The sequence below is a fragment of the Hahella sp. NS-SX17 genome (assembly GCF_057367735.1).
Map to the genome: position 1 here is coordinate 6065901 of NZ_CM170632.1, position 25568 is coordinate 6091468.

A 25568-nucleotide genomic window follows, 5' to 3' on the forward strand; every position below is an offset into this window, starting at 1 on the left:
CTGCGTCATATTGCCGCCTCGCGCATTACCGGCCCTAACTGCTTTAGTAGATCTCCCGCCATCAGGGAAGCCTGCGCCACATTTTCCGTCGCACAGTCCGCCGCCGCGCCGTGCCAGGCCGCCGCTAGTTCAGCCGCGGCCAGCGGAGTCATGCCCTGCGCCAACAACCCCGCCGCCAGCCCGGTCAGCACATCCCCCATGCCGCCACAGGCCATTCCCGGGTTGCCCGCCTGCACAAGGACCTGCTCTTCGTGAGCCGGCCCAGCCAGCACCGTTCCGACGCCTTTCAATAAAACGCAGCAATTATAGACTCGCGCCAATTCTCTTGCAGCAGCAAAGCGATCTCTCATTACATCCGTTATCGAGCACTCCAATAGTCGCGCCGCTTCTCCAGGATGCGGCGTCATTAAAGATTGGGGGGGTAGCGTATGCTTACGAGCGGCGATCATATTCAAAGCGTCAGCATCGACGACCATCGGTTTATTAGCGTCCAGGCATGTTTGCAGACACATCTGCCCCCATGGCTCCTTGCCCAACCCAGGCCCAAGCGCCACCACATCCGCAGATTCCAGCATTGCCAGCAGCTCTCCCCGACTGGTGATTCCCCGAAACATGACCTCAGGAACTCTAGAAAGCCCTGCGCTGACATGCTCGGCGCGGGTTGCGCAGGATACCAGGCCACAACCAGCCCGATATGCAGCTTCCGCCGCCATAATCGCCGCACCGCCAAAACCAGTATCACCGCCAACCACCAGAACGCGGCCGAACATACCTTTGTGCGATGATGACTTGCGAATGGGCGTCAATGCGCCAGCCTGTAAAAAATCAGAACGCCGGCAGGACGCCGGAAGTTTACGATAAATGTCAGCGGGAACTTCCAAATCGTCAAACACAAGCTCACCGGTGTAGTCCGGCGCCACTCCCGTCAGGAGTCCCCGTTTCATACCAATAAAGGTCACCGTCATAGCCGCGCTTACAGCGGAGCCCTGGGGCATGCCAGTGTCCGCGCATAAGCCGGAGGGTATATCCAAGGCGATGACAGGTTTGCAAGCGTCATTGACGGCGTGAATCGCCGCGGCGTAGTCATCGCGCACTTCACTGGATAGGCCGGTCCCCAGCATAGCGTCCACAATCACATCGCCGCTTATAGAGCAGTCAGGCGCCCATGAAGTAACGTCGACGCCAGCGGCGCAGCAACTCGCAAAGGCCTGCGCCGCCTCGCCTCGTAACTTTTGGGGGTCGCTCAACGCGAATACTTCGACGCGCAGGTTATGACGACGAGCCAATTCCGCCACCACGTAGCCATCGCCGCCGTTATTGCCGCCGCCACAGAACAGGGACACTCCCGTCGCTTCAGGCCAGCGACGCATCAGCGCGCGGAACGCCGAACGTCCCGCCCGTTGCATCAATTCATAGCCGTTTTCAGCCGCCATGGACTGTATGGCCAATGCGTCGAGCTGACGCACTTGCGCCGCTGTGTATAGGTCCTTAGGCATAGGATGGGAGACCCGCACAGGTGACATTTCAAGAATCCACTTCAATTAATAGCGCTATACGTATGTAAATTTTAGCAAAATACTCGAAAAAGACCATTTCGTAAACAACCATGCGCCGATGTGTCACAATAGCCGCCTGGATTAAAGCGGTAATTTATGACGAACGAAACATACAGCCAATCTCAACTAAACCAGCTGGCGGACGACATCAGGCAATGGGCGCAAGAGCTCGGTTTTCAGCAGTGCGGAGTCACCGATGTCGACCTGGGCCGCCACGAAGAGGCGCTCAAGGACTGGCTGAACAAAGGCTATCATGGCTCCATGGGTTACATGGCCGACCATGGAAACAAACGCAGCCGTCCCGCCGAGCTGCTGCCCGGCACGCTGCGCGTCATTAGTGTACGCATGGACTACTGGCCAGAAAAGAAAGGCGAGGCGCAAGCCCGTCTGGAGCAAGACAAATCCGCCTATGTCTCCCGCTACGCCGTAGGCAGAGACTATCACAAGCTCATGCGCAAGCGGCTCGCCCAGTTAGGCAAGCGTATTCAAGAGGAAATAGCGGGTTCCTCCCACCGGGTTTTTGTCGACAGTGCGCCAGTTCTGGAGCGAGCGTTGGCGCAGAAGGCAGGACTGGGATGGATTGGCAAAAACACCATGCTGATCAACCCCAAGGCGGGCTCTTATTTCTTTCTCGGTGAACTGTTTACAGACCTGCCCCTCCCCGTAGACGAGCCTTACCCCAAAAACCACTGCGGAAGCTGCAGCGCCTGCCTGGATTTATGCCCCACCAAAGCGTTCGTTGCGCCCCATGTTCTGGACGCCCGCCGCTGCATTTCCTATTTAACGATAGAGCTGAAAGGCGATATCCCCGAAGACCTTCGTCCGCTGATGGGAAATCGCATCTTCGGCTGCGACGACTGTCAAATGGTTTGCCCCTGGAACAAGTTTTCCCGGCTTACCGGCGAAAAAGACTTCTCGCCCCGCCATCGTCTCGACAGTGCGGAGCTACTTGAGCTATTTGAGTGGACGGAAGAGCAGTTTCTCAGCAATACCGAAGGGTCGGCGATACGCCGTACAGGACATGAGAGCTGGTTGCGCAATATCGCAGTGGCGTTGGGCAACGCGCCGAAGTCGCCAGCGATTATCGCCGCCCTGAAGGACAAGTTATCGCACCCTTCCTCCATCGTACAGGAGCATGTGCGCTGGGCGCTGGCGCGGCATGGCGAGCCGCTCGCGGAAGCAACGGAGCGGCGGGAAATGGATAAAGCCTCAGTCCGTTAAGCGCAGGAAGTGATCGCGATAGTATCGCAGCTCTTCTACTGACTCTCTGATATCCTCCAGCGCCTGATGCGAGCCCTTCTTCTTGATTCCTGCCGCCACTTCCGGCCTCCAGCGACGCGCGAGCTCTTTCAGCGTACTGACATCCAGATTGCGATAATGGAAGAACTTCTCCAGATCTTTCATATAACGTGCGAGAAAACGGCGGTCCTGACCAATAGAGTTACCACACATCGGAGAACATCCCGCATCCACATGTTGCGCCAGGAAATCCAGCATCTGTTTTTCCGCGTCAGCTTCTCCAATCGTGCTGGACTTGACCCGCTCCGTCAGGCCACTGGCCCCATGCGTGCTGCGATTCCAGTCGTCCATCAGCGCCAATACGCTGTCAGGCTGATGAACTGCGATAACCGGACCTTCGGCGACCAAATCCAGATTACTGGTGGTGACGACCACCGCCATTTCAATAATTCGGTCGGAGTCCGGATCCAGTCCGGTCATCTCCAAGTCGATCCAAATCAGGTTATCGCGACGTGACATAACTTCTCCATCGTTTTACAGTAGCACCGGCGTCAAACGGCGACATCAGAAAAATCAGGCAGTGTAGCGGCATCCATGACTGTTTGTAAGCCTTACGTCGCCAGCAACATGCATACCCAAGGCCGTCAGGCTGTATATTAAACTAGTGTAGTTCATAGGATAGTTAAGCCCCCCGATTATGGCGAAGCGAAAACTCAGCAAACAGCAAAAGTGGCGCATCCAGAAAATCCAGGACGAGCGCACCAAGCGTGCGACGCGTAAGGAAACACAACTGGAAAGCCAACTGAGTGGAGGAGAACTGTCGGCGGAACAAGCGGGACTGATCATTGCGCATTACGGCCAGCAGCTTGCGGTAGAAGCTTTGGAGCCGCCCCACGCAGGGCAGATATTTCGCTGCTACGTCCGCGCCAATATTGATTCTCTGGTCACTGGCGACCAAGTGATCTGGCGCGCAGGGCCAGATAATTCCGGCGTCATTGTAGCCCGGCAGCCTCGCGAGTCGGCCTTAAAGCGCCCGGACAAGTTCGGCCAGCTGAAGCCCATCGCCGCCAACATCGACCAGATTCTGATCGTTATCGCCGCCGAGCCCGAGCCACATCATAATCTGGTTGATCGCTATCTGGTGGCGTCTGAAGCCGTAGGCATTCCTCCCCTGATCATTCTTAACAAGCAAGACCTGATCAATGACGCCAACCGCGATACGCTGCAACAGTTCAAGGACCAATACCAGCAGCTGGGCTACGAATGGATTGACGCTTCCACCAACACCCAGTCCGGCCTCGACGACCTCAAGCAGCATCTGGCGCACAAAACCAGCATCTTTGTCGGTCAATCAGGCGTTGGGAAGTCCTCTTTAATAAAAATGCTGTTGCCAGACGAAGACGTCAAAGTTGGCGACCTGTCGGAAACTGTTCGCAAAGGCACGCACACCACTACCACAGCCAAACTGTTTCATCTGCCATCAGGGGGCGATTTGATTGACTCTCCAGGCATCCGGGAGTTCGGCTTGTGGCATATTGATGAGCGCACCCTGGAGGACGGGTTCGTGGAATTTCGGCCTCATCTGGGACACTGCCGCTTTCGCAACTGCCGGCATATTCAAGAGCCCGGATGCGCCTTGCAGTCAGCCCAGGAAGGCGGCGAGATTCTCGCCAGCCGCATGGAGAGTTTTCTGCGTATCAGGGAGTCGCTACAGGAGCAGGACATCCACGAGGAGAACCTTTAGGCGCGTTTACCAGGTCAGCCCGTCAGTATTTGGGGCGGGCTCATCGTCTACGGGCAGATCTTTGTCTGGATCAAACTCCGGCTTACGCCCCTGAAGATCCAGGGTGCGGTCCAACTCTTCCAGCAAATCAGACGTTGAGATGGCGCTGTCCGCTTGTTCGGCGCCTTCGATATCCTCTTGCGTCTTTTTATTCAGCACCAGGATAGAAATACGGCGGTTGACCGGGTTATAAGGGTCTTTTTCGTCGAACAATACAGAGGACGCCAACCCAACCACTCGCGCCATTCGACTCTCCGGCAAACCGCCACCCACCAGCGCTCGACGCGCAGCATTGGCCCTGTCCGCAGAAAGCTCCCAGTTGCTGTAATTGTCCCTGCCAAGAAACGGCTGGGCGTCAGTGTGCCCGGATACGCTGATTTTATTTCTGACTCTCGCAATGCTTTTCGCCAGTTCGAACAAGATATCTTCGAAATAAGGGCGGAGTTCAGAGCGACCGCTGTCGAACATCGGACGTTGCCGCTTGTCTACGATCTGAATACGCAAACCTTCATCGGTGATATCCAGCAGTAGCTGATCCTTAAACGCATTCAGTTTGGGGTTCCTCTCGATCTGCGTCATGATCTCCTGCATCAGCCTGGCCAGTTTCTGCTGCTCAAGCTGCGTGGCGAGATCCTGAATCGTGTCTTCGCGCATCTTCACTTCCGGCTGATCCTCAGGCTTTCCGACGGAGTCCTGAATCACTGTAACCGATACGCTGCCTTCAAGATCAATAACATAGGGACTACCGCCCTGCTCAAAACCAATCGGATCTGTAAAATAGCCGGAGATCGCGTCCTTCTGCTCCTTTGTGGCTGCTTCACTCAGCCATAACACCAGAAAAAACGCCATCATGGCGGTGGCGAAGTCCGCGAACGCCACTTTCCAGGCGCCGCCATGGGCATGATGCGACTTGCGCACGCGACGAACGATAATCGGCGGGCGTTCCTCCATCATATCCCGCCTCCTTCACACTCCATATGACGCAACATAGCCATGGCCAATTCCGTCTTATTTGGAGCGAACGTAATCATTGAGTTCCTGAAAACTCGGCCGTACATCCGAGTTCAACGCTTTGCGTCCAAATTCGATAGCCAACTGCGGGGCCAGACCAGTCATCGTCGCCAGGATGCTGACTTTTACACATTCATAAGCTTTTATTTCCTGCGCCGCCAAGTGGTGCATCGCGTGAGAGATTGGACCGACAAATCCGTAGGCCGCCAATATCCCCAAAAAGGTGCCCACCAGGGCGGCGGCGACATGTACGCCCAATTCATCTGGCGGCCCGCCCAGTGATTTCATCGTGATAACGATCCCCAGCACCGCGGCGACAATACCGAAGCCAGGCAGGGCGTCCGCCACCCGGTTCACCGCATCGGCAGGCTTATCCAGCTCTTGCATCCGAGTTTCCAGCTCCAGGTCCATCAAGCCTTCCAACTCATGAGGGGCCATATTGCCGGTACTGACGATACGCAGATAGTCGGTAATAAAGTCACGCAGCTTGTCCATGCGCACAATGGCGGGATAACGATTGAAAATTTCACTATTGAGGGGGTCGTCCACATCGGCTTCTATCGCCATAACGCCAGAGCGCCGCGCTTTATCGAACAGGTCGTAAAGCAAGCTGAGCAGGTCCATGTACACCACCCGATTGAACGGCGAGCCCATGATCATTTTCGGAATGGACTGCAGTATCTGCTTAATGACTTTGAGTGGATTGGATATCAGAAAAGCGCCGAAAGCCGCGCCACAGATAATAATCAATTCAAAAGGCTGCCACAGGGCCGCCAGTTCTCCATGCGACAACACATATCCGCCCAACACACTGGCCAGAACGACGATCACTCCAAGAATTAAAAGCATACCAGGAACATTCTCTGCTTAAGTGACAAGGCAGCCACTATTAACTACTTTTATTATTGTTAGTTAAGTTCAAAACCAGCGATTTCACAAATACTTATGCAGGATACCGCACCGCCCCAACAAACTTTGGCGTGGGTAGATCAGTTGGTTAAAAAACCGCTGCCTCCCGTCACCGCCACTAATAAAATTCTGTTGGGTCTGCTCAGCAAATCCTCCTTGTCTTATCAGGGAATGAGCGATTTCATCAAAAACGACCCCGTACTGGCCCTGACTGTGCTGGGCAAAGCCAATGTGGCGGTCCGCAGTGATGAAAGTCTGGTGAAAACGCTGGCGCACGCCATTAGCTTGCTGGGCGTAGAGTTTTTGGAAAAAATTCTAAAAGAGACGCCGCCGCCGGAATCGGACAAAGAAGAGCCTGTACGGCGCTATCATCAAGCCATCGCCACCAGTTTCTTTGCCGGTCATCTCGCCTCCTACATCGCAGCGCACAAACATAAAGGCAAAGAGGAAGAGTACTTCTGGGGCGGCCTGTTCTGGGGAGCGCCAAACTGGTACCTATGGCGCTTCACGCCCAAGAAAATGCAAGCTTGGACGCAAAGACTCGAGCACTCTTCTCCACATCGCCGCTCTGTTGAGGAAAAAGTGTTTGGCGCCCCCTTTATTGAGGTCTGGAGTAAAATCCAAGAGGCGTTCGCGTTGCCGCAAACAGCCATCGACGAACACTATTTGCATGACCTTCCTTTGATGAAGCAGCTTGTGCGCATCTCCAGACACTATAAAAGCACCGGTTCCGACGATTTGTCAGAAGACCGCGACCTGCGCTTATTCGTAAATAAGCCGGAATTCATTATCGGCTTGAGCAACCTCATCGCCTTTCATGCTCAGCTTGACTGGCGCAGCAGCATCTTTAACCGCTTATGCAAAGTGTTGGCGGTATATCTGAGCAGCTCTTTCAGTGAAGTGGTCAGGCAAACGCACTTGATCGCTATCGAGTCGGCACGCCTACACCCCTTAACCTCAGGCAATCGACTGGCGGAATCACTATTATGGGACCCACAAACACCCGGCCGCTTAGAGAAAGACTCAGCCCCCGTCACGCCTCCGGCGCAGGAATCCAGGCCAGAGCCCAGAAAAGCGCAGACAGTTACGACGCCACCTCCTCCCCTGGTAGAAGAGGACGACACAGAAGAACCTTTTGTTCGCGAGCAAGCCAGGCCGAGGGAAAAATCCGCCCCCCCATCTCGCCAGACCGCACAAACAGAGGCCAGGAAACTACGCCATGGCAACAGAGATCTTTACGCCGAACTGACCAACATGATGCTGCAGTCGCCGCACCAGTTTAAAGACATCGCTTTTCTCATGAACAACGCCGCTCGCTGCGTCAAATATGGCGTAGGCCTGCATACCTGCGTCATCGCATTGATCAACACCAAACGAACACGCCTCAAGGGATATTACGCAGTAGGCGCAGAAGAACGGCCCGACCTTCCTCGCATCGATCTGGACCTGACCGAAACCCACCTGTTCAGCAAGCTGATGGAGAAACCATCCAGCCTCTGGGTCAAACCCGGCAGCTCACCCAAAGTGAAAGCCATGATTCCTGACAGTTTCAAAGCGCTCAACAAAATGGACGATTTCTTCCTTATGTCCCTGTTCGTGAAAACCCGGCCTGTCGCCTTGTTTTACGCCGACGCAGGCCTTGATAGCCTGCCGCTCAGTGACTACGAATACGAATGCTTCAAGCATGTCTGCAGCTCGACATCTCATGTTCTGCACCATTTCGCCGTGCGCAATCAGCAGAATAAGAACCAGGAGAGCTAGTCGCTGAAAGCGCTATGCGCTCATAGCCGCTTTTGCTAACATCCCAGACTTTCAAAGACCGCGCGACCTGCCACGCCGCGGCGCCTCTTTAATATCCAAACGCCCGACCAAGAGAGAACATTCCGATGGCGAACAACCTGGACTCCCTGCCGTTAATTCTAGAGCCTGAACAGCTGGAGCCGTTGCTTGGCTCGACAGGCCTGATTCTCGTTGACCTTTGCCGCACCGAAAACTATCAGGCGGCGCATTTGCCGGGCGCGATTCATATTCCGCCAGGGGCGACCCAATATGGTCGTCCGCCCGCGCCAGGACTATTGCCGGACGAAGCCCAGCTACAAGCTATTGTTCAGCACATTGGTTTAAGCAAGGACAGCCACGTCGTCGTGTACGACGATGAAGGCGGCGGTTGGGCCGGCCGTATGACCTGGCTGCTCGACAGTATCGGATTTCAGCGCTACAGCTACTTGAACGGCGGCCTAGTGGCCTGGCATGACGAAGGCAGACTTCTCACGCGTGAGGAGCCGACCATCACTCCCGGCGACTACGGCATTCAACTGCGCCCAGAGCCCACAGTAACCCTTGATCAACTACAGTCGGAGCTGGGCGATCCAGCACTGGCTATCTGGGACGCCCGTTCGCCTCAGGAATATCAGGGACTACGCCAGACCGCTATGCGCAACGGTCACATTCCCGGTGCAGTCAACTACGAGTGGACCCGGGCGATGGACCCATCCGCGGGCTTGCGCCTGCGTGATCTGCCAGCAATTAAAGTGGAACTGGAAGCGCTCGGCCTCAGCGCAGACAAACGTATCGTCACTCACTGCCAATCCCATCACCGCTCCGGACTGACTTATTTGCTCGGAAAGGCGTTGGGCTTTAATATGCGCGCCTACGCTGGGTCTTGGGCCGAGTGGGGCAACCACCCCGATACGCCGATCGACCAGCCCTGACAAGCCGCGCTTGCGGTGGTTTTACGCACGGAATACAACATGTCCTTATTTGACCGTCTTTTTATTCTGAGCCAGCATCTGACTCCACAGCACGCGCTGTCGCGCGCCATTGGCAAGCTGGCGGATTCCAGGACGCCGTTTATAAAGAACACCTTCATCAAGTGGTTCATCAAGCGTTATAACGTAAACATGCAGGAAGCGCTGCTTCCATCTGCGGAAGATTACACCTGCTTCAACGACTTTTTCACCCGGGCGTTAAAGGACGGCGCGCGACCGATCCACCCTGACGCCTCACGACTGGTGACGCCGGTGGATGGCGCCGTATCGCAGGCTGGCTCCATCGACTACGGCAAAATTTTCCAGGCCAAAGGTCATAGCTTCAGCCTCGTCGAGCTTTTGGGAGGCGACCTGCAAAGAGCGCAGCCATTTATTGGCGGCGAGTTCGCCACTATTTATCTTTCCCCCAAAGACTATCACCGCATCCACATGCCAATTGACGGGGATCTGCGGGAGATGATCTATGTTCCCGGCAAACTCTACTCGGTCAACCCGCTGACCACTGAGAACGTACCCGCGTTATTCGCGCGCAATGAGCGGGTAGTATGCATTTTTGACACGCCACTGGGACCGATGTCCATGACGCTGGTCGGCGCCATGATCGTCGCCAGCGTGGAAACGGTCTGGGCGGGCCGAGTGGCGCCAATGGGCAAAAAAGTGCGCAGCTATACCTACAAACCTGGCGAAGTCACGATCAAGCGCGGTGAAGAAATGGGACGTTTCTGCCTGGGCTCAACCGTTGTGATGACCTTCCCGAAAGGCTCCATGCGCTGGCGCGAAGACTTCAAAGCGGAGACGCCAGTGCGCCTGGGCGAAGATCTTGGTGAAATTTTGCAGACCGTAGCGGCCGTTGACGAGCAAAAAACGGATTAATATGACGAAGGGCGGCAGGCCTTTCAGGTCTGTCGCCGCGACGCTTCAGCTAGATTCTATCCGCCGGAAACCCCAGCACATCCTCTAACCGGCTTTTCCCTTCGAGCACCATAAACAGCCGATCCACGCCCAACGCGATACCCGAGGACTCCGGCATATCAGGCAGTGCAGCCAATAAACGCTCATCTACAGGGATAACCGGTTTTTGCGCCGCCGACCTGGCGATATTGTCTTCTTCAAAACGCTGTCTTTGCTCAACAGGATCTATCAACTCGTCATAGGCGTTGGCGATTTCGACCCCATTGATGTACAGCTCAAAACGAAAAGCCACCGCGTCGCCTTCGTCGTCTTCGCCGACTCTGGCCAGCGCCGCCTGACTCGGCGGATAGTCACCAATAAACACAGCCCCTAAAGGCTTCAATGCTGGCTCGATGCTATGGGTCATAAGGACATCCAGCGCATCGTCACGACTCAGCTCTGACGCCCCCATACCGCTGGCTTGCGCCGCAGCTTCCTGCAACACCGAGGTGTCCGCCCGATACGGGTCCAGACCGACAAAGCGCTGAAACGCCTGCCGATAGCTCATGCATTCCGCTTTTTCTTCGTAGCCCAGACTGGCCAGAAGCTCCTCCACCTCACGCTGCAGATCCTGGAGCGAAAAACCAGGGCGGTACCACTCCAACATGGCGAATTCCGGATTATGGCGAGCCCCAAACTCACCGCGTCGAAACGCCCGGGTAATCTGGTAGATAGGCCCCGAACCTGCGGCCAGCAGACGCTTCATGGCGTGTTCCGGCGAAGTCAGCAGATAGCGGGGTTCAGACTCGTTGCTGACGACATCAAAGCTGTCCAGATTAAGGTCGGTCGCAGTAACGCTGCTCAGCAAAGGCGTGTCTACTTCCAGGACCTGCCGACCGTCGAAAAAAGCGCGAATGCGCTTGATGAAATCAGCTCTTTTACGAAGGGTGTCGATTGCGGCGCTTGGACGCCAGTCGGGGTGTTGCATAGTCGAATAAGAAAAAACATAAGTCTGAAACAATAAAAAAGGCGGATTCCAATGAACCCGCCTTCCCATGAGTCAACGCGCAGCCTTCAAAGGCCTATGCAGCGTTATCAGCTCTTAACGCGGCTGACGTATTCGCCGGAACGCGTGTCGACTTTGATCATTTCACCCTGGTTAATGAACAGAGGCACAGCCACCACCGCGCCAGTGGTCAACTTGGCCGGTTTGCTGCCGCCCTGAGCGGTGTCGCCGCGCACGCCGGGATCGGTTTCAACGATTTCCAGCTCCACAAAGTTGGGCGGAGACACGGACAGCGGTGCGCCGTTGTATAAAGTCACGGTGTAAACGTCCTGCTCTTTCAGCCACTTGGTGGTGTCGCCGACAGCGGAAACATCCGCCGCGTGCTGTTCGAAAGAGCCGTCGGTCAGCATGAAGTGGTAAAATTCGCCGTCGGTGTACAGGTATTCCATATCCAGATCCACAACATCCGCGCCTTCTACGGAATCACCGGATTTGAAAGTGCGCTCGCCGACGCGGCCAGACTTCAGGTTACGGAACTTGACCCGGTTGAACGCCTGCCCTTTTCCGGGTTTGACGAACTCGTTCTCAATAATGGAACAAGGGTCTCCGTCCAGCATAATCTTGAGACCTGATTTGAATTCATTGGTAGAATAGTTGGCCATACTTCCTCTTGAAACAGAATGATCGCCTGACGGCGACGCATGTTAAAATTCGGTCAGAACCTGACTTGTGGTGCAAATTTGTAAATGATAGCCCGAAATCCGGTTGCAGTAGAAGTCTGCGACGCGAAACTTGACGCCCAATCCGCCCCCTCTCTTTCCTGGAGCCAGCAAATCGCCGACATGATCAAGTCGCCGCAGGAACTGCTGTCGCTTCTGGAGCTGCCGGAAGCGCTATTGCAAGACGCGCTTCCCGGGCATGCGCAGTTTCCGGTGCGAGCGACTCGCGATTACGTGCGCCGCATGAAGAAAGGCGACCCGAATGATCCTCTGTTATTACAGGTACTTCCGCTACACCTGGAACAACAGGAAATAGCGGGTTATACCGCCGACCCCTTGAGCGAAGCGAATTTTACCCCTTCCAAAGGCATTCTCCAGAAGTACCATGGCCGCGCCCTGCTTATCACCACCAGCGCCTGCGCCATTCACTGCCGCTATTGCTTTCGGCGCCATTTCCCCTACGGCGAACACCGCCAGAGTCGCGCGCAATGGAAAGATGCTTTGGCGACCTTGCCGGGCGACGACAGCGTCAGTGAAATAATCCTCAGCGGCGGTGATCCGCTCATGCTGAATAACTCGGTTCTTGAAGAGTTACTCACTCTCATCGCGGAGCTGCCGCAGATCAGCAAAGTAAGGCTCCATACGCGCCTGCCGATTATGCTCCCAGACCGCATCGATCAGGGGCTACTTGATTTACTTTCCAATCGCCCTTTTAAAACCCTGATGGTGATTCACGCCAATCACAGCGCGGAACTGGATATTTCCGTAGAGAAAGCCCTGGCGAGACTACGTCCCGCCGTTCACATGCTGCTGAATCAGACAGTACTGTTAAAAGGCGTCAATGACGACGCTTTCGCCCTCACCGCCCTCAGCGAGAGGCTGTTTGAGTGTGGGGTCACCCCCTATTACCTGCACCAGCTCGACAAAGTACAAGGCGCCGCTCATTTTGACTGTGGCGACGAGCGTCTTTCCACTTTAATGCAAGCGTTACGCGCCAGGCTGCCTGGTTACCTGGTGCCACGTCTGGTCCGAGAAATCCCCGGAGCCCTCTCCAAAACGCCTATTTTCGCCTAGGCGACGACCAAAAAACTTTGACAGGGATGACAGGTTGTGTAACTTTTTGTCGCTTTGTGTTACATCCGTGTTAATCGTAAAAGTTTGCAAAAGCAGGGATTTTGGAGGCCCCTCCACTCCCTTTGAAGAATCTTTGCTATTCTAAAAGCAAGAATTTTCATTTATTTTGAAAAAACGCGCGTATCCCGCTGGATTCATTAAGTTATCGGCAGGCATGCGTTCAGGTCACCACGAAAACTATAATGGTTGTCATGCATGGACGGTCAAAGTACTGCGCCGAAAATAACTGTTCCTGAGCTCAAGCTCACTACACTGTCCTTCTGTGAGCCTAACGTTAAGCAGCTGGAGCACTGGGTGAGCCAGTTGCCTATCGCCAACATTGGTGAAACCGCCAAACGGCTATACCATGCGATTATTGAACTGAACCAACTGATTACCGCGCCGGCCAACCGGTTTCAATTAATGGAAGTCATCCGCGGGCCTATTTACTACGTCTGCGCGGAACTCTCAAAACACTTCCTCAACCATTCTATCGTCCTGCCGGAAAAACAGCGCAAGATCGCCAACCTCGCCCAGGCTCTGCAACTTCATCTGGCCAACGGTTACAAGCTGGTGATTCACGACCAGCTCAGCGCCTCCATGTCCGATCGCGCAAAAAAATCTTTAGCGACAGCCTGTCATCGCGCCATCAGCGACCTCTCCCGTTGCGTATTACGCGCCTGCCAGCTGTATTGCCAAAGTCCAACCAATGTGTGGCTGGAAATTCATCAGCTTTATAAATTCGCGCGCAATTACAAATTCGCCAACGCCAAAGTCCGCGACGAGCAGTCGAAATTATTTGAAGAAACCACCCTGGAGCATATCTATAAACGCGTGCTTCTGCTTGGTTGCTGCAAACCCAACCAAATGCGCCAGAATGATATCGCCGCCGCTTTCGAGGCCTTCGAGTCCTGGGCGCAGTTCACCGATGTTCTGGACGACCTGGAAACAAGCGCGCTGTTTATCGTCAACCCTGGCGCAGACGCGGCTCCACACTACCGCAGCCTGCAAAGCGCAACGCCTTCCCTGGACTCATTAGGTTTTGATACCGCCCGCCTGGTGGATAGACTGACGGACTATATCGCCTACGTAAATACTCACAAGAAAGCACCGGAAGGCGTTCTGGACATGCCTGTACGCATGACCGACAACGTGTTGTCCTCACTCAGTCAGGCGCTTGGCATCCTGACTAAGCGCACCTTTAAGCGGATGTCCAGCACCGGCCGCGTATTTCTGAGCGTAGGCCTCTCTTCCACGCACTTTTTCTGCGCCAACGGCGTCGAGTTCAATACTCTGCTGATGTCCAAAAGCGACGACGATGATGATGTTAACTACTTCATGCAGCGTGCGCGCAAAACAGATGTCTGGAATTCTTCTTTCGACGCGGGCCCTACTCGCGATGATCGCGGCCGCGCAGCGGAAATGTCGCCGATCAATTATCCCGGCATCAACCGAATCAAGCAGACAGAGACCAAAACCAACTACATGCAGCACATCGTGCCGTTAGTAAATACCAGCCCAGGCGGCTACTGCATACAATGGGTAGGAGATGTTCCCGGCAATGTTCAGGCTGGTGAATTGCTCGGCGTGCGTGAGGATGAGTCTCACCCCTGGAGTATTTCCGTCATTCGCTGGATTCGCCAGATTAAGCAACATGGCACTCAATTCGGTGTGGAACTGCTCGCCCCCAGCGCCAAGCCCTGCGGCGTCCAGTTGACCCAGAAAACCGGCGAAGGCAGTGAGTTCTTACGCGGGCTGCTATTGCCCGAGCTTCCCTCCATCGGCCAGCCGGCGACGCTTATTACCCCCCGTCTGCCGTTCCAGGTAGGACACAAAGTCATCATCAATAAACAGGGACGCGAAACCAAAGTACAGCTTTGTCGTCGCGTATCCGCCACCGGCAGCTTCAGTCAGTTTGAGATTAAGTTTTTAAATCAGACGCTTAATCAAGCCCAGGAGGAAATTAAAACGACTGGCGCCAGTGAAGACGATTTTGACTCTCTGTGGCCTTCCTTATAGGAACGAACGTCAAATTACTTAACATATTTCCTTGTCGCATAATAAAGAGCGACCTAGAATAACTTACATATATAAAACTTTGTAAAATCTAGGCTGTAGGGCGTTCTTTATGTGCGTTCGGCGGCAAGGTTTACGCCAATTGACTGGAGTTTGATCAATTCACGTTCATGCAAAAAAAAAATCCAACGGTACATTTGCTGATCCTGGACGCCTCGCAAAATGATGCCGAAAAAGTAGTCAGCCTACTTCGGAATGCAGGGAGAGCAACGCGAGCTCACCGAGTCACCAGTCTGGAGGATTTGGAAGAGTCGCTAAACTCTCAGGTGTGGGATCTGTTCATCGCCAAAGAAGTCGACGGGGAAGTCACCTACAAGCACTGCCTCGAACAAATCAAAAGACTGGAAAAAGACCTTCCCTTTATCCTTCTGACCCAAAACTTCGACGAAGACGCCGCTCTGGAAGGGCTTAAACTGGGCGCGCGCGAAGTGTTGCCGGTGGACGCACTTCCTCGAATGGTGTTTTCCGTCAAGCGCGAGCTGAACGACCTGGAAGAAAGACGTCGCCGCCGCAACATCGAAGTGCACCTGCGAGAAGCGGAAAAGCGCTGCAACCTTTTGCTCGAAAGCTCCATGGACGCCATCGCCTACATCAACGAAGGCATGCACGTTTTCGCCAACAAAGCTTACCTTGAGTTGTTCGGTTACGAAGACATCGACGAGTTAATGTGTATTCCTGTCATGGACGTTCTGTCCAGCGGCAGCCAGGAAGCTTTCAAAGATTTCCTCAAAGCGTTCAATGACGCCCAGCAAAGTCAGCAGCATAAAGAGCTGACCTGCACTATCCGTAAGAGCGATGACTCCGAAGTGGAAGTGGTGATCAGCTGTTCTCAGGCGACCTATGACGGTGAAGCCTGCACCCAGATTATCGTGCGTCCGGAAGTCGACCCTGAGCTGGAAGAGAAGCTGCGCAAGTTCAGCAGCGAAGACCTGCTGACCGGCCTCTACAACAAACTGCACTTCATGGAGCATTTGGAGGGCGCCATCGACAAAGCGCTCAACAATGACTTGCAGGGCAGCCTCCTTTATCTGGAGCTGGACGACTTTTCCGCCGCCCGCAACGAATATGGCATTCCAGGTTCAGACAGCATTCTCGGCGACTTCGCTAACATGCTGAAGTCCATTTGCCCTGATAACTACTCACTGGCGCGCCTTGGCGATGACACATTCGCCATACTGGCGGCCCAGGTCGACGACAAAGGCTCCGAGCAGCTGGCGGAGAATATTCGCAAGCAGACGGAAGAAAATCTATTTGAAGTCGGCGACCGCACCGCACAGATCACCGTCAGCATTGGTATCGCCCGCATTAACGAGAATGCGCCTAAAGCGGAAGAGCTGATGAGTCGCGCTCACAAGGCCTGCTCACATGTACACAGCCTGGAAGGCAAGAAGAAGGGTAACGGCGCTTATTTGTACAACGCCGTAGACTTCGATGCCGCCAAACCCTTGGACGAAGACATGGTCGCCGTGCTGCAGCGCAGCCTGGACAATGGTCGCTTCCGCTTGTTATTCCAGCCGATCATTGGCCTGCGGGGCGAAGGTGAAGAGCACTACGAAGCTTTCCTGCGCATGTTGAACGACAAGGACGAGGAAATAAGCCCTTCCGAGTTTTTACCCATCGACAGCAACGCCGAGCTGGCGATCAAGCTTGATCGCTGGGTGATTCTGCAGAACATCAAGAGTCTCAGCGCACACCGGGTCAAGGGACACGATACCAAGCTGTTCTTGAACATCACCCCTTACACCGTGCTGGATAAAACCTTCGTGCAGTGGTTAGGGCTGGCGCTGAAGGCGGCCAAGCTGCCTGGCGGCGCTTTAATATTCCAGGTCGCCGAAGAAGACGCTATCGAATACCTGAAACAAGCCAAGGAGTTCGCTGCCGGTATTAAAAAGCTGGGGGGCAAGGTCTCTATTGGACGTTTCGGTTGCGCCTTGAACCCATTCAACACCATCAAGCACGTTGATTGCGATTACATCAAGATGGATGGTTCATTCACTGAAGAGATTCAGAAAGACGAGCGCTCCAGAGATAAGCTGAAAGAAATGATCACTCAGCTACAAGAGCTGAAGAAGCTGACGGTGGTGCCTTTCGTGGAAAACGCCTCCGTACTGTCCACCTTGTGGCAGGCGGGCGTCAACTACATCCAAGGGTACTATCTGCAGGAGCCCTCACCGGAAATGAATTACGACTTCAGCGAGGGCGAGTAACCTCGCTGGAGTCGACATTCGTTCCTTTTGCTGTGTTCATGGCGGGCCTGAGGCCCGCCTTTTTTCATTATGGAAGAGCTATTTGTCGCCTGCCAGTAAGGCCGTGTCGCTTTCCCGCAGCCCAAGCAAGTACAGGATACTGTCCAGGCCCAAATTGGAAATCGCGTGCTTGGCGGACTCTTTCACCAAAGGCTTGGCGCGGAAGGCGATACCCAGTCCAGCTGCGCTCAGCATCGGCAAATCGTTAGCGCCGTCGCCCACCGCGATCACCTGCTCCAGGCGCAACCCTTCTTTTTCCGCAATTTCCCGTAACAGCTCCGCTTTGCGCGCTCCGTCGACAATCCTGCCAGTCACTTCACCCGTGACTGCGCCGTCTTTAATATCCAGTTCATTAGCGTAGACATAATCAATGCCTAATTTTGTTTGGAGCCCTTTGGCGAAGTAGGTGAAACCACCAGACAGAATAGCCGTTCTGTACCCCAGCATTCGCAAATGGGAAATCAACTTTTCCGCCCCTTCGGTCATCACCAAACGGGCCTGCACTCTCTCCAATACGCTTTCGGAGAGGCCTTTTAACAGCCCCACCCGCTTGCGAAAGCTTTGTGAAAAGTCCAGCTCCCCTCGCATGGCCTGCTCTGTAATCTCAGCGACCTGCTCGCCGACTCCTGCTTCTTTAGCCAGCTCATCAATAACTTCCGCTTCGATCAAGGTGGAGTCCATATCGAAAACAACCAGACGGCGATTACGTCGATAGATGTCATCTTTCTGAAAAGCGATATCCAGATTCAGATCGCTTGAAACATGCAGAAACTCCGCCTTTAACGCGTCCAGGTTCTTGGGCGTTCCACGCACGGCGAACTCCACGCAGGCTTGCGAATTCGTGCGATCTTCGTATAGCGACAATCGGCTGGACAGACGGCTGATGTTGTCGATATTCAAATGATGGTCCGCCGTAATCCCTGACACCCGCGCGATTTGCTCTGCGGTAATCTCCCGCGCCAGCAGCGTGACGATGTAACGCTCTTTACCTTTACCTTTCGCCCATTCAGAGTATTCCTGTTCTGACACTGGCTTGAACTGAACCTGCAGATTCAAGGCATGAATACAAAACAGCAACTCCTTCAGCACATTAGCGGATTCCTTGCGGTCAGGAATCTGCACCAATATGCCCCAGGTCAGATAATCGTGAATGACGGCCTGGCCGATATCCAAAATAATCAGCCCATGCTCAGCCATGATCCGGGTGATCGAAGAAGTGAGCCCCGGCTTGTCGTAGCCAGAGACATTAATCAGTAGTATTTCGCTCACGGCGTCTTCCACCTCAATCTAACTGCTTAGCTATCAATATTTGCGAATCGTCGCGCGCCCGGACGAGCGCGCGCAGAGAAGACTTACTCGCCTTCCGGGGATACCAGTGCGGCGCTTTCATCAACGATGATTTCAACCCGGTCGACACGCTGCAAGCCACGGGGTAGCTTATGTCCGCGTCTTCCTCGCTCACCCAGATAATGACTCAGGTCGTCGAAGGTCAGTTTGAGGAAACGTTTACCGGCATGCAGCACCAGAGTGTCTTTTTCACCCACTACAGCCAGATTACTCATAATCTCCTCACGAGATTGCGCACGTGCGCTGGGAATGCCGATGATCTTGTTACCTTTGCCCTTCGCCAGCTCAGGAAGCTCGCTCACAGGAAACACCAGCATGCGTCCTTCGTTACTGATCGCCACCAAGTGGGGATTATTTTGTCGCTCTAACAGAATGGGCGGCGATACGCACGCGCCCTTCGGCAGGCTGATCAGCGCTTTACCAGCGCGGTTTTTCGATTGCAAATCTTCCAGCCTGGCCACAAAACCGTAACCCGCGTCCGACGCCAGCACGACTTTCATGGAGTCCGGGCCCATCAATACATGAGTGAAGCCTGCGCCGGAAGGCGGATTGACTCGTCCAGTAAGCGGTTCGCCCTGTCCGCGGGCTGAAGGCAGCGAATGCGCCGCTACGCAGTAAGAGCGCCCGGTATCGTCCAGGAAGATAGCATTCTGGTGGCTGCGCCCCTTGGCGGCGGCGAGAAACTTATCACCCGCCTTATAACTAAGACCTTGAGCATCAATATCATGGCCTTTGGCGGCCCGCACCCACCCTTTCTCCGACAACACCACAGTAACCGGTTCGGAGGCGATCAAATCTGTTTCGCTGAACGCCTGAGCTTCTGTACGCTCTACAATGGGAGAGCGGCGTTCATCCCCGAACGTCTCCATATCCTGCTTCAGTTCTGTTTTGACCAGCTTACGTAGCTTAGCCTCAGAACCGAGGATATCTTCGAGTTTCTTACGCTCTTTTTCCAACTCGTCCTGCTCCGCCCGGATTTTCATTTCCTCCAGGCGGGCCAGTTGCCGTAATTTGGTGTCAAGAACGTATTCGGCCTGCACATCGCTCAAGCCAAAACGCTCCATGAGGACCGGCTTCGGCTTGTCTTCACTGCGGATGATCGCGATGACTTCATCAATATTCAAGAAGGCGACCAATAAGCCTTCCAAGATATGCAGACGCGCCAATACTTTCTGCAAGCGATATTCAAGTCTGCGCCTGACCGTTTGCGTACGGAAACTGAGCCACTCCTGCAACAACACCCGCAGGTCCTTCACCGCAGGGCGTCCATCCAGGCCCACCACATTAAGGTTGACCCGATAGTTCTTTTCCAGATCCGTGGTCGCGAACAAGTGCGCCATCAAAGATTCTGCATCAATACGGTTAGAGCGGGGAATGATGACCAGTCGCGTCGGGTTTTCATGGTCAGACTCGTCGCGCAAATCCGCCACCATAGGCAGCTTTTTAGCCTGCATTTGCTGCGCGATCTGCTCCATGATGCGGGCGCCGGACACTTGGTGGGGAAGCTCCGTCACCACGATGTCCTGGGCTTCCTTGGTGTACTTCGCACGCATCTTGACGGAGCCGCGCCCGGTCTCGTATATCTGACGCAGGTCTCTGCGCGAGGTGACGATTTCCCCCCCTGACGGGAAGTCCGGGCCTTCTATATATTCACAAAGGTCCTCCACCGAGGCTTTCGGGTGATCCAGCATGTGAATACAAGCCTGGGTGACTTCCCGCAAGTTGTGGGGAGGAATGTCCGTAGCCATACCAACGGCGATACCGGTGGTTCCATTCAATAATAGGTTGGGCAAACGGGCTGGTAATAAAGAGGGTTCGTCCAAGCTGCCGTCAAAGTTGGGAACCCAGTCTACAGTGCCTTGTCCGATCTCACTCAGCAGCACTTCCGCGTATTTGGCTAAGCGGGCTTCGGTGTAACGCATGGCGGCGAATGACTTGGGATCGTCCGCGGACCCCCAGTTACCCTGCCCATCGACCAGTGGGTAGCGATAGGAAAAAGGCTGCGCCATCAATACCATGGCTTCGTAACAGGCGGAATCGCCATGAGGATGGAATTTACCCAACACATCCCCGACGGTGCGGGCGGATTTTTTGTGTTTGGCGGCGGCGCTCAACCCGAGTTCCGACATAGCGTAGACTATCCGCCGCTGCACGGGCTTCAGGCCATCGCCGATATGAGGTAGCGCCCGGTCCAGAATGACGTACATGGAATAATCTAGGTAGGCTTTTTCCGTATATTCCTTTAGCGGACGACGCTCAATCCCCTCTTCAAACATCATGCTCATAGATTCTTAAATGCTCGCTCAGCTCGTCATTCGAGTTTTTCAAAACCCGTACTCTACGCAAGGTCTGGCCCAAGATAAAGTCAAATTCGCATTGCTACGTAGCGGCTTGTACGCATTTTGAGCAAGGTCTGCAATCACTAAGATCGCCTCACTCCATTTAACAAAGGAGGCTATCTTGTTATTCAAAATTTTCGTTCAACAGAAAGAGCAGTTGGCCGCAGCCAAGCCTTCCGCTCCGCAGCTTCCAGCAAGACTTCCAGTGCTCGGAGCCAAGTTGGCCCCGTTTCTGTTTCCGTTTTGCATGAGCGCGTTCCTGGTGATGATGGCGATGGATTATCTCATTTCAGGACATTGGCAGGCGGCGCCTTACTACTTAAGCGCCAGCATTGTTTTGGCGAGTATTATCGCCGCAGTAAGAACCATCAAGAAAAAGCATTAGCCGGTTTAAACCGCCCTCTCATTCATAATAAGAGCCTATACGCTCATCCCTAACGCCCCTTTCCACAGGCCGAAAACCAGGGTCACCGCAGGCGACTAAAAACAATAAGCCTACGCGGACCGACCGGAAAGTCTGGCGAATTCATCCATATGGCGCATCACTTTCCTGACGTACTGATAAGTCTCTGTCGGCGCGACTTGCTGTAGCGCTTTTAATACTTGCTCACGAGTGCTTACCGGCTTTTTTCCGATAATTTTGCGCCGCACATTGCTCGGTCCCCAATTATATGCCGCAAGAACCAGCATCGTTTGTACTGTCCGATCTTCGACCTGTCCAAAATAGCGATGCCTCAAAATTTTCAAGTAAGCGCCCCCCAGCCTGAGGTTGGTGTAGGGGTCCGCCAGCTCTTTCTCCGTGGGATTGCGCGACTTTTTGTATAAACGTTTATAGGCTTCTCTACCTCCCGTGGCCGCCACTACCTGCATCAACCCAATCGCGCCCCTGTCGCTGCGCACGTCCGCTCGAAAGCTGGATTCCGCCTTGGCGACGGCGTAGAGCAGGCTTTCCTCGATATCCAACTCCACCGCCACCTTACGCACTTCTTTGGCGTAGGCATATTGAGGAACATGCCCCGGGAAGCGGTCCATGTCGTGAATCGGATCGGCGCTGGAATAGTAGGCGGCGTGCAAGGCGTCGGCGTCCGGCAGCAAGCGTCCATGGCCAGGTTGCGCATTGAACAGACTCTGTACGCCTCCGAAGCGCCAGGCGCTCACCACTAAGCCCAACATACAGGCGGCGAGAAAAGCAATAAACAGTGGCGTAATGTATTGTTCGATCAAAGGATGAGCGGCGACTGCTTTCTGCTTCATTCCCACGTTCTCCAGTACACGAGTATGGAGATATTCTAGTTTTCGGGGATAATTTAGCTGTTTAAGCCGCGTTGATATTTTGTTATTGAAAATTAAACAAAAGAAAAATAGTGAAAAACCTCACCAGCGCAATGCCGTCACGCTGGCGGGTTCAGGAAATAGTTAGTACCAGTCCGTCAGCAATACCCCAAAACCAATCCTTTGAGTACGGTGGTTATAGTCAATCAGGCTCTCGCCATAACCATCGTAATACTCAATGTATCCCTTCAAGCGCCCCTGCAGGGGGAAACTGTAGGACAACTGCACTGTCGTATGGTTGTTATCACTGCGGAAGTTGTTGAACAAGCGCAGGCTGGCCACATTCTCATCATGCTTATAGGTCGCCCCAAACTCTGCGTACCCCATATAGTTATGAATATCAGGGTTGTCGTCGTCATCGCCGCTTTCCGGCAGGCGCCACCAGGGTTTAACACTGAAAGTCATACTGCCTTGATTGAACAAGAAGGCGGTATATATACGATTCCAACTCCGCGACGCCGGTTCCGTTCGCCCATTTGACTGGTGGCTCAATCCCAGTACGTAATGTTCAGAGGTGTAACCAAACAGACTCAGGTTATTACGAAACAGGAAAATCAGCTCGGGCTCATAATTGGTTTCTCTGAAAGGCGCGGACAATGACTGATTGTATAATTGCCAGAAAGAAACCTGGGTATAGGCGAACCACAGGCTCATGGGCTCTGGGATAAAGTTACGCGCCAGTTGTACTTTAAAGCTGATTTGAAATTTGGTCTCCGAATGTTTCTGACTTTCCAGCTCCATAATCGGTTCCCTGGTCGGACTGTATGGCATTTCGTTGGGGTCATCCACATAGGAGTACAGCAGTAGATAGTTAGGTTTATGGGGGATAATCAGAAAGCGGTTGTCAGAAAAGGTGGTTTCAAACTCCAAGCGCTTGTCGATATCGCTGGGTTGCCGGATATCTTCAAGAGGGTCTTCATTCTGTTCTTCTATTGCCCCCGTCTGAAGTTCATCATCCTCACCCAGAGACTTCGCAACACTGTCATAACAAATCAGACGCTGTTGCACATCCTCCAGTTCATAACAGGCCAATATAGGCGTCTCGTTTTCTTTAGCGAAAACGGTCGCCGCTCCGAATAACAAAAGACACAATCCCCAACGCATCAAATCACCACTTATTCCTAACCCACTGAAGCAAAAGCGTATTTAACATCATACGCGAAAGCTTACAATCATTTCTGTTTGAGCCCGGAAATACGATCCGAATATACCGCAGTAAATTTCTGTTGCTGCTTCCAGACAAAATACTGTACATTTGAACAGTAAATTGGAGACAGGTTATGCAATACGGCGAAGCAAGCAAAGGGCGTGGAACCGGGACCAACCCACACAATCGATTTCACCGGCAACGCAGCGAGAGCGATCCAGCAGAACTTACTGCGTGGAGCGAAACCCACGGTGAAGCTTATCAGAAGCACCCACAAACGGAATACATCCCGCAACGCTGTCAATCCATTGTCAGCAAAAACAACTCGCCGGATATCCCCTTCACTTACTCCATCAATCCATATCAGGGATGCGAGCATGGTTGCATCTATTGCTACGCCCGCCCCAGTCACGAGTATCTGGACCTGTCCCTCGGGCTCGATTTTGAAACCAAGATCTACTGTAAAACCAACGCAGCGGAAAGACTGCGCGTCTTTCTGGGCCAGCGCAATTATCGCTGCGAAACCATCGCCATTGGCGGTAATACTGACCCTTATCAGCCCTCCGAACGGAACTTGAAGATTACCCGCAGCCTGTTGAACGTCATGGTGGAGGCCAGACACCCGGTCACCCTGATCACGAAAAGCAATCTCATATTACGGGACATAGATCTGCTGAGGGAACTGGCGTTTCAGAATCTGGTCAAAGTAATGATCAGCGTCACCACCATGGACGTAAAACTAAAAAATATTCTGGAGCCGCGCGCCGCCAGTCCTAAAGCACGCCTCAAGACAATCGAGACATTACGCAGAGAAGGCGTTCCAGTTGGCGTCATGGTGGCGCCGGTAATACCCGGCATCAACGATCCGGAGATAGAGGATATCGTCACTCAGTGCGCCAACGCAGGCGCGCTCAATGCAGGCTATATCCTGTTGCGGCTGCCCCATCAGCTGAAAGATCTGTATGAGAGCTGGTTGCAACAACACTATCCGTTGCGTAAAGAAAAAGCGCTCAATCTGCTAAGAGAGTGCAGAAATGGCGAACTCTACCAAGCCGATTTCCGTACTCGTCAGACAGGAGTGGGACACTACGCCCGTCTCATTGAGCAGCGGTTTCATATCGCAGCCAAGCGAAATGGTCTTAACCTGCGACGGGATTCCCCTCTGCGTACGGACCTGTTCTCGCCGCCAGGCGCATCCAGCCAGATTGATCTGTTCCCCTTATAGAGCGAAATAGAGCGAACCCGAAGGCCCGCTCTATCCGGCTTAGCCGAATACCGTCACCGTCTGCTGACTGAGCGCCACCAGCTCCCCTTTCGCGTTCCAGAGCTTGGAGCGGGTAAAGCCGTAGCCTTCCGCAGCATGATCCACATAGACTTTATACAAACACAGTTCATCCGGCTGAATCACCGGAGACGGATGCGGGAACTGAATTGACCAGGATAATGTGCTGGCTGGAGCAGGGGTTTTCACCCAAGGCAAAGTCGCCGGCGGCCAAGCGTCCACCAATCCAAGTATATGGCCCAGCGTGATCGACGGCTCCGGCTCGCGAAAGCGTATCCAGCCGCCCATTTCTCTCGATTGCACACCGGAAAACGGAAGATTGCCGTAGGCGTAGTAGTAATTGAAATGCTGAGTAAATTCAGGGGTGACGCCTTTAATGTACGGCATCTCAATACACTGATCAGGGGCCTTGGCTTCGGGCGTCGCTTCCCCAGCCGCATTGATGATGGTGTCTCGCGCCTTACCGAAACTGGCGAAGGCGGTGGCTTTCACCTCCCCCTGTTGAATAGCGCGGCCCAACACCTGCGTCACGGAGCCGCCTTCACGCAACAGCTCGCTGGCGACGGTCAATCTGGTGGGGGCGACGGGGGATACGAACGAAATATTCAGTTCACGTAGAGGACGGTCCTCGGAGAGCGACTGGCGCATAGACTCGTAGATAAATGCAGCGACCAGTCCACCAAAGGTCGAGCGACCTTGGGACCAGTCCTCGGCGATTTCTACATCGCATATTGAGTCGCTAACTTCTCCCAGGAGTTTGGAAAAAAGCATTGGAATTCACCTTTATTGCTTGCATTGCTTCAT

At 53.9% G+C, this 25568-nt stretch carries 21 protein-coding genes; 10 read left to right on the forward strand and 11 right to left on the reverse strand.

Annotated elements, in window-relative coordinates; genetic code table 11:
* Window positions 1-5 precede the first annotated feature (5 nt).
* Window positions 6-1496 carry an NAD(P)H-hydrate dehydratase gene (locus AC2IBB_RS27075; protein ID WP_486329806.1) on the reverse strand — a complete coding sequence of 497 codons (1491 nt, stop codon included), beginning with the start codon at window positions 1494-1496 and terminating at the stop codon, window positions 6-8.
* Between the two features lie 156 nt (window positions 1497-1652).
* Between AC2IBB_RS27075 and queG the strand changes: the two genes are divergently transcribed.
* Window positions 1653-2777, forward strand: a complete 1125-nt coding sequence (gene queG, locus AC2IBB_RS27080; protein ID WP_486329807.1) for a tRNA epoxyqueuosine(34) reductase QueG — start codon at window positions 1653-1655, stop codon at window positions 2775-2777.
* Here the strand turns inward: queG and orn are convergent.
* On the reverse strand, window positions 2766-3314 hold the full coding sequence (gene orn / locus AC2IBB_RS27085) for an oligoribonuclease (protein ID WP_486329808.1): 549 nt from the start codon (window positions 3312-3314) through the stop codon (window positions 2766-2768). The two genes, queG and orn, sit on opposite strands and share 12 nt — an antisense overlap.
* Before the next feature lie 178 nt (window positions 3315-3492).
* Between orn and rsgA the strand changes: the two genes are divergently transcribed.
* Window positions 3493-4539, forward strand: coding sequence for a small ribosomal subunit biogenesis GTPase RsgA (gene rsgA, locus AC2IBB_RS27090; protein ID WP_486329809.1), 1047 nt, complete (start codon window positions 3493-3495; stop codon window positions 4537-4539).
* Between the two features lie 6 nt (window positions 4540-4545).
* Here rsgA and motB read toward each other — a convergent pair whose 3' ends face one another.
* Together motB and motA are read right to left on the reverse strand one after the other, a co-directional pair.
* On the reverse strand, window positions 4546-5532 hold the full coding sequence (motB, locus tag AC2IBB_RS27095; RefSeq protein ID WP_486329810.1) for a flagellar motor protein MotB: 987 nt from the start codon (window positions 5530-5532) through the stop codon (window positions 4546-4548).
* A gap of 54 nt (window positions 5533-5586) precedes the next feature.
* A complete protein-coding gene (gene motA / locus AC2IBB_RS27100; protein ID WP_486329811.1) occupies window positions 5587-6438 on the reverse strand; it encodes a flagellar motor stator protein MotA in 852 nt (283 codons plus the stop codon).
* 96 nt (window positions 6439-6534) lie between these two features.
* Between motA and AC2IBB_RS27105 the strand changes: the two genes are divergently transcribed.
* The 3 genes from AC2IBB_RS27105 (at window position 6535) to asd (ending at window position 10139) form a co-directional block, all read left to right on the forward strand.
* Window positions 6535-8259 carry an HDOD domain-containing protein gene (locus AC2IBB_RS27105; protein WP_486329812.1) on the forward strand — a complete coding sequence of 575 codons (1725 nt, stop codon included), beginning with the start codon at window positions 6535-6537 and terminating at the stop codon, window positions 8257-8259.
* Window positions 8260-8384: 125 nt separating this feature from the next.
* Window positions 8385-9209 (forward strand): rhodanese-like domain-containing protein, encoded by an 825-nt coding sequence (locus tag AC2IBB_RS27110; protein ID WP_486329813.1) that lies wholly within the window; start codon window positions 8385-8387, stop codon window positions 9207-9209.
* 39 nt (window positions 9210-9248) lie between these two features.
* Window positions 9249-10139, forward strand: coding sequence for an archaetidylserine decarboxylase (gene asd, locus AC2IBB_RS27115; protein WP_486329814.1), 891 nt, complete (start codon window positions 9249-9251; stop codon window positions 10137-10139).
* Between the two features lie 49 nt (window positions 10140-10188).
* On the opposite strand, the gene epmA is transcribed toward asd, so the two are convergent.
* Window positions 10189-11145, reverse strand: coding sequence for an EF-P lysine aminoacylase EpmA (epmA, locus tag AC2IBB_RS27120; RefSeq protein WP_486329815.1), 957 nt, complete (start codon window positions 11143-11145; stop codon window positions 10189-10191).
* Between the two features lie 107 nt (window positions 11146-11252).
* Entirely contained in the window at window positions 11253-11825 is a 573-nt protein-coding gene (efp, locus tag AC2IBB_RS27125; protein ID WP_011399132.1) for an elongation factor P, read from the reverse strand.
* An 84-nt stretch (window positions 11826-11909) separates the two neighbouring features.
* On the opposite strand from efp, the gene epmB reads away from it, so the two are divergent.
* From epmB to AC2IBB_RS27140, 3 genes are all read left to right on the forward strand, one after another.
* The gene (epmB, locus tag AC2IBB_RS27130) at window positions 11910-12956 is read left to right on the forward strand and encodes an EF-P beta-lysylation protein EpmB (RefSeq protein ID WP_486329816.1); all 1047 of its coding nucleotides are present in this window, start codon (window positions 11910-11912) and stop codon (window positions 12954-12956) included.
* Window positions 12957-13211: 255 nt separating this feature from the next.
* The gene (locus tag AC2IBB_RS27135; protein ID WP_486329817.1) at window positions 13212-15014 is read left to right on the forward strand and encodes a GTPase; all 1803 of its coding nucleotides are present in this window, start codon (window positions 13212-13214) and stop codon (window positions 15012-15014) included.
* Window positions 15015-15181: 167 nt separating this feature from the next.
* A complete protein-coding gene (locus AC2IBB_RS27140; RefSeq protein WP_486329818.1) occupies window positions 15182-17278 on the forward strand; it encodes an EAL domain-containing response regulator in 2097 nt (698 codons plus the stop codon).
* A gap of 78 nt (window positions 17279-17356) precedes the next feature.
* On the opposite strand, the gene serB is transcribed toward AC2IBB_RS27140, so the two are convergent.
* Entirely contained in the window at window positions 17357-18586 is a 1230-nt protein-coding gene (gene serB, locus AC2IBB_RS27145; protein ID WP_486329819.1) for a phosphoserine phosphatase SerB, read from the reverse strand.
* Between the two features lie 83 nt (window positions 18587-18669).
* A complete protein-coding gene (gene parC, locus AC2IBB_RS27150; protein WP_486329820.1) occupies window positions 18670-20949 on the reverse strand; it encodes a DNA topoisomerase IV subunit A in 2280 nt (759 codons plus the stop codon).
* A gap of 175 nt (window positions 20950-21124) precedes the next feature.
* Here parC and AC2IBB_RS27155 point away from each other — a divergent pair, with 175 nt between their 5' ends.
* The gene (locus AC2IBB_RS27155; protein WP_486329821.1) at window positions 21125-21388 is read left to right on the forward strand and encodes a hypothetical protein; all 264 of its coding nucleotides are present in this window, start codon (window positions 21125-21127) and stop codon (window positions 21386-21388) included.
* 110 nt (window positions 21389-21498) lie between these two features.
* Here the strand turns inward: AC2IBB_RS27155 and AC2IBB_RS27160 are convergent, their stop codons facing one another.
* Window positions 21499-22257: a transglycosylase SLT domain-containing protein gene (locus AC2IBB_RS27160; protein ID WP_486329822.1), complete on the reverse strand. Its 759-nt coding sequence runs from the start codon at window positions 22255-22257 to the stop codon at window positions 21499-21501.
* A gap of 162 nt (window positions 22258-22419) precedes the next feature.
* Entirely contained in the window at window positions 22420-23439 is a 1020-nt protein-coding gene (locus AC2IBB_RS27165) for a phospholipase A (RefSeq protein WP_486329823.1), read from the reverse strand.
* Between the two features lie 176 nt (window positions 23440-23615).
* Between AC2IBB_RS27165 and AC2IBB_RS27170 the strand changes: the two genes are divergently transcribed.
* Window positions 23616-24707: a PA0069 family radical SAM protein gene (locus AC2IBB_RS27170; protein ID WP_486329824.1), complete on the forward strand. Its 1092-nt coding sequence runs from the start codon at window positions 23616-23618 to the stop codon at window positions 24705-24707.
* Between the two features lie 39 nt (window positions 24708-24746).
* Here the strand turns inward: AC2IBB_RS27170 and AC2IBB_RS27175 are convergent, their stop codons facing one another.
* Window positions 24747-25535 (reverse strand): acyl-CoA thioesterase, encoded by a 789-nt coding sequence (locus tag AC2IBB_RS27175; RefSeq protein ID WP_486329825.1) that lies wholly within the window; start codon window positions 25533-25535, stop codon window positions 24747-24749.
* Window positions 25536-25568 lie beyond the last annotated feature (33 nt).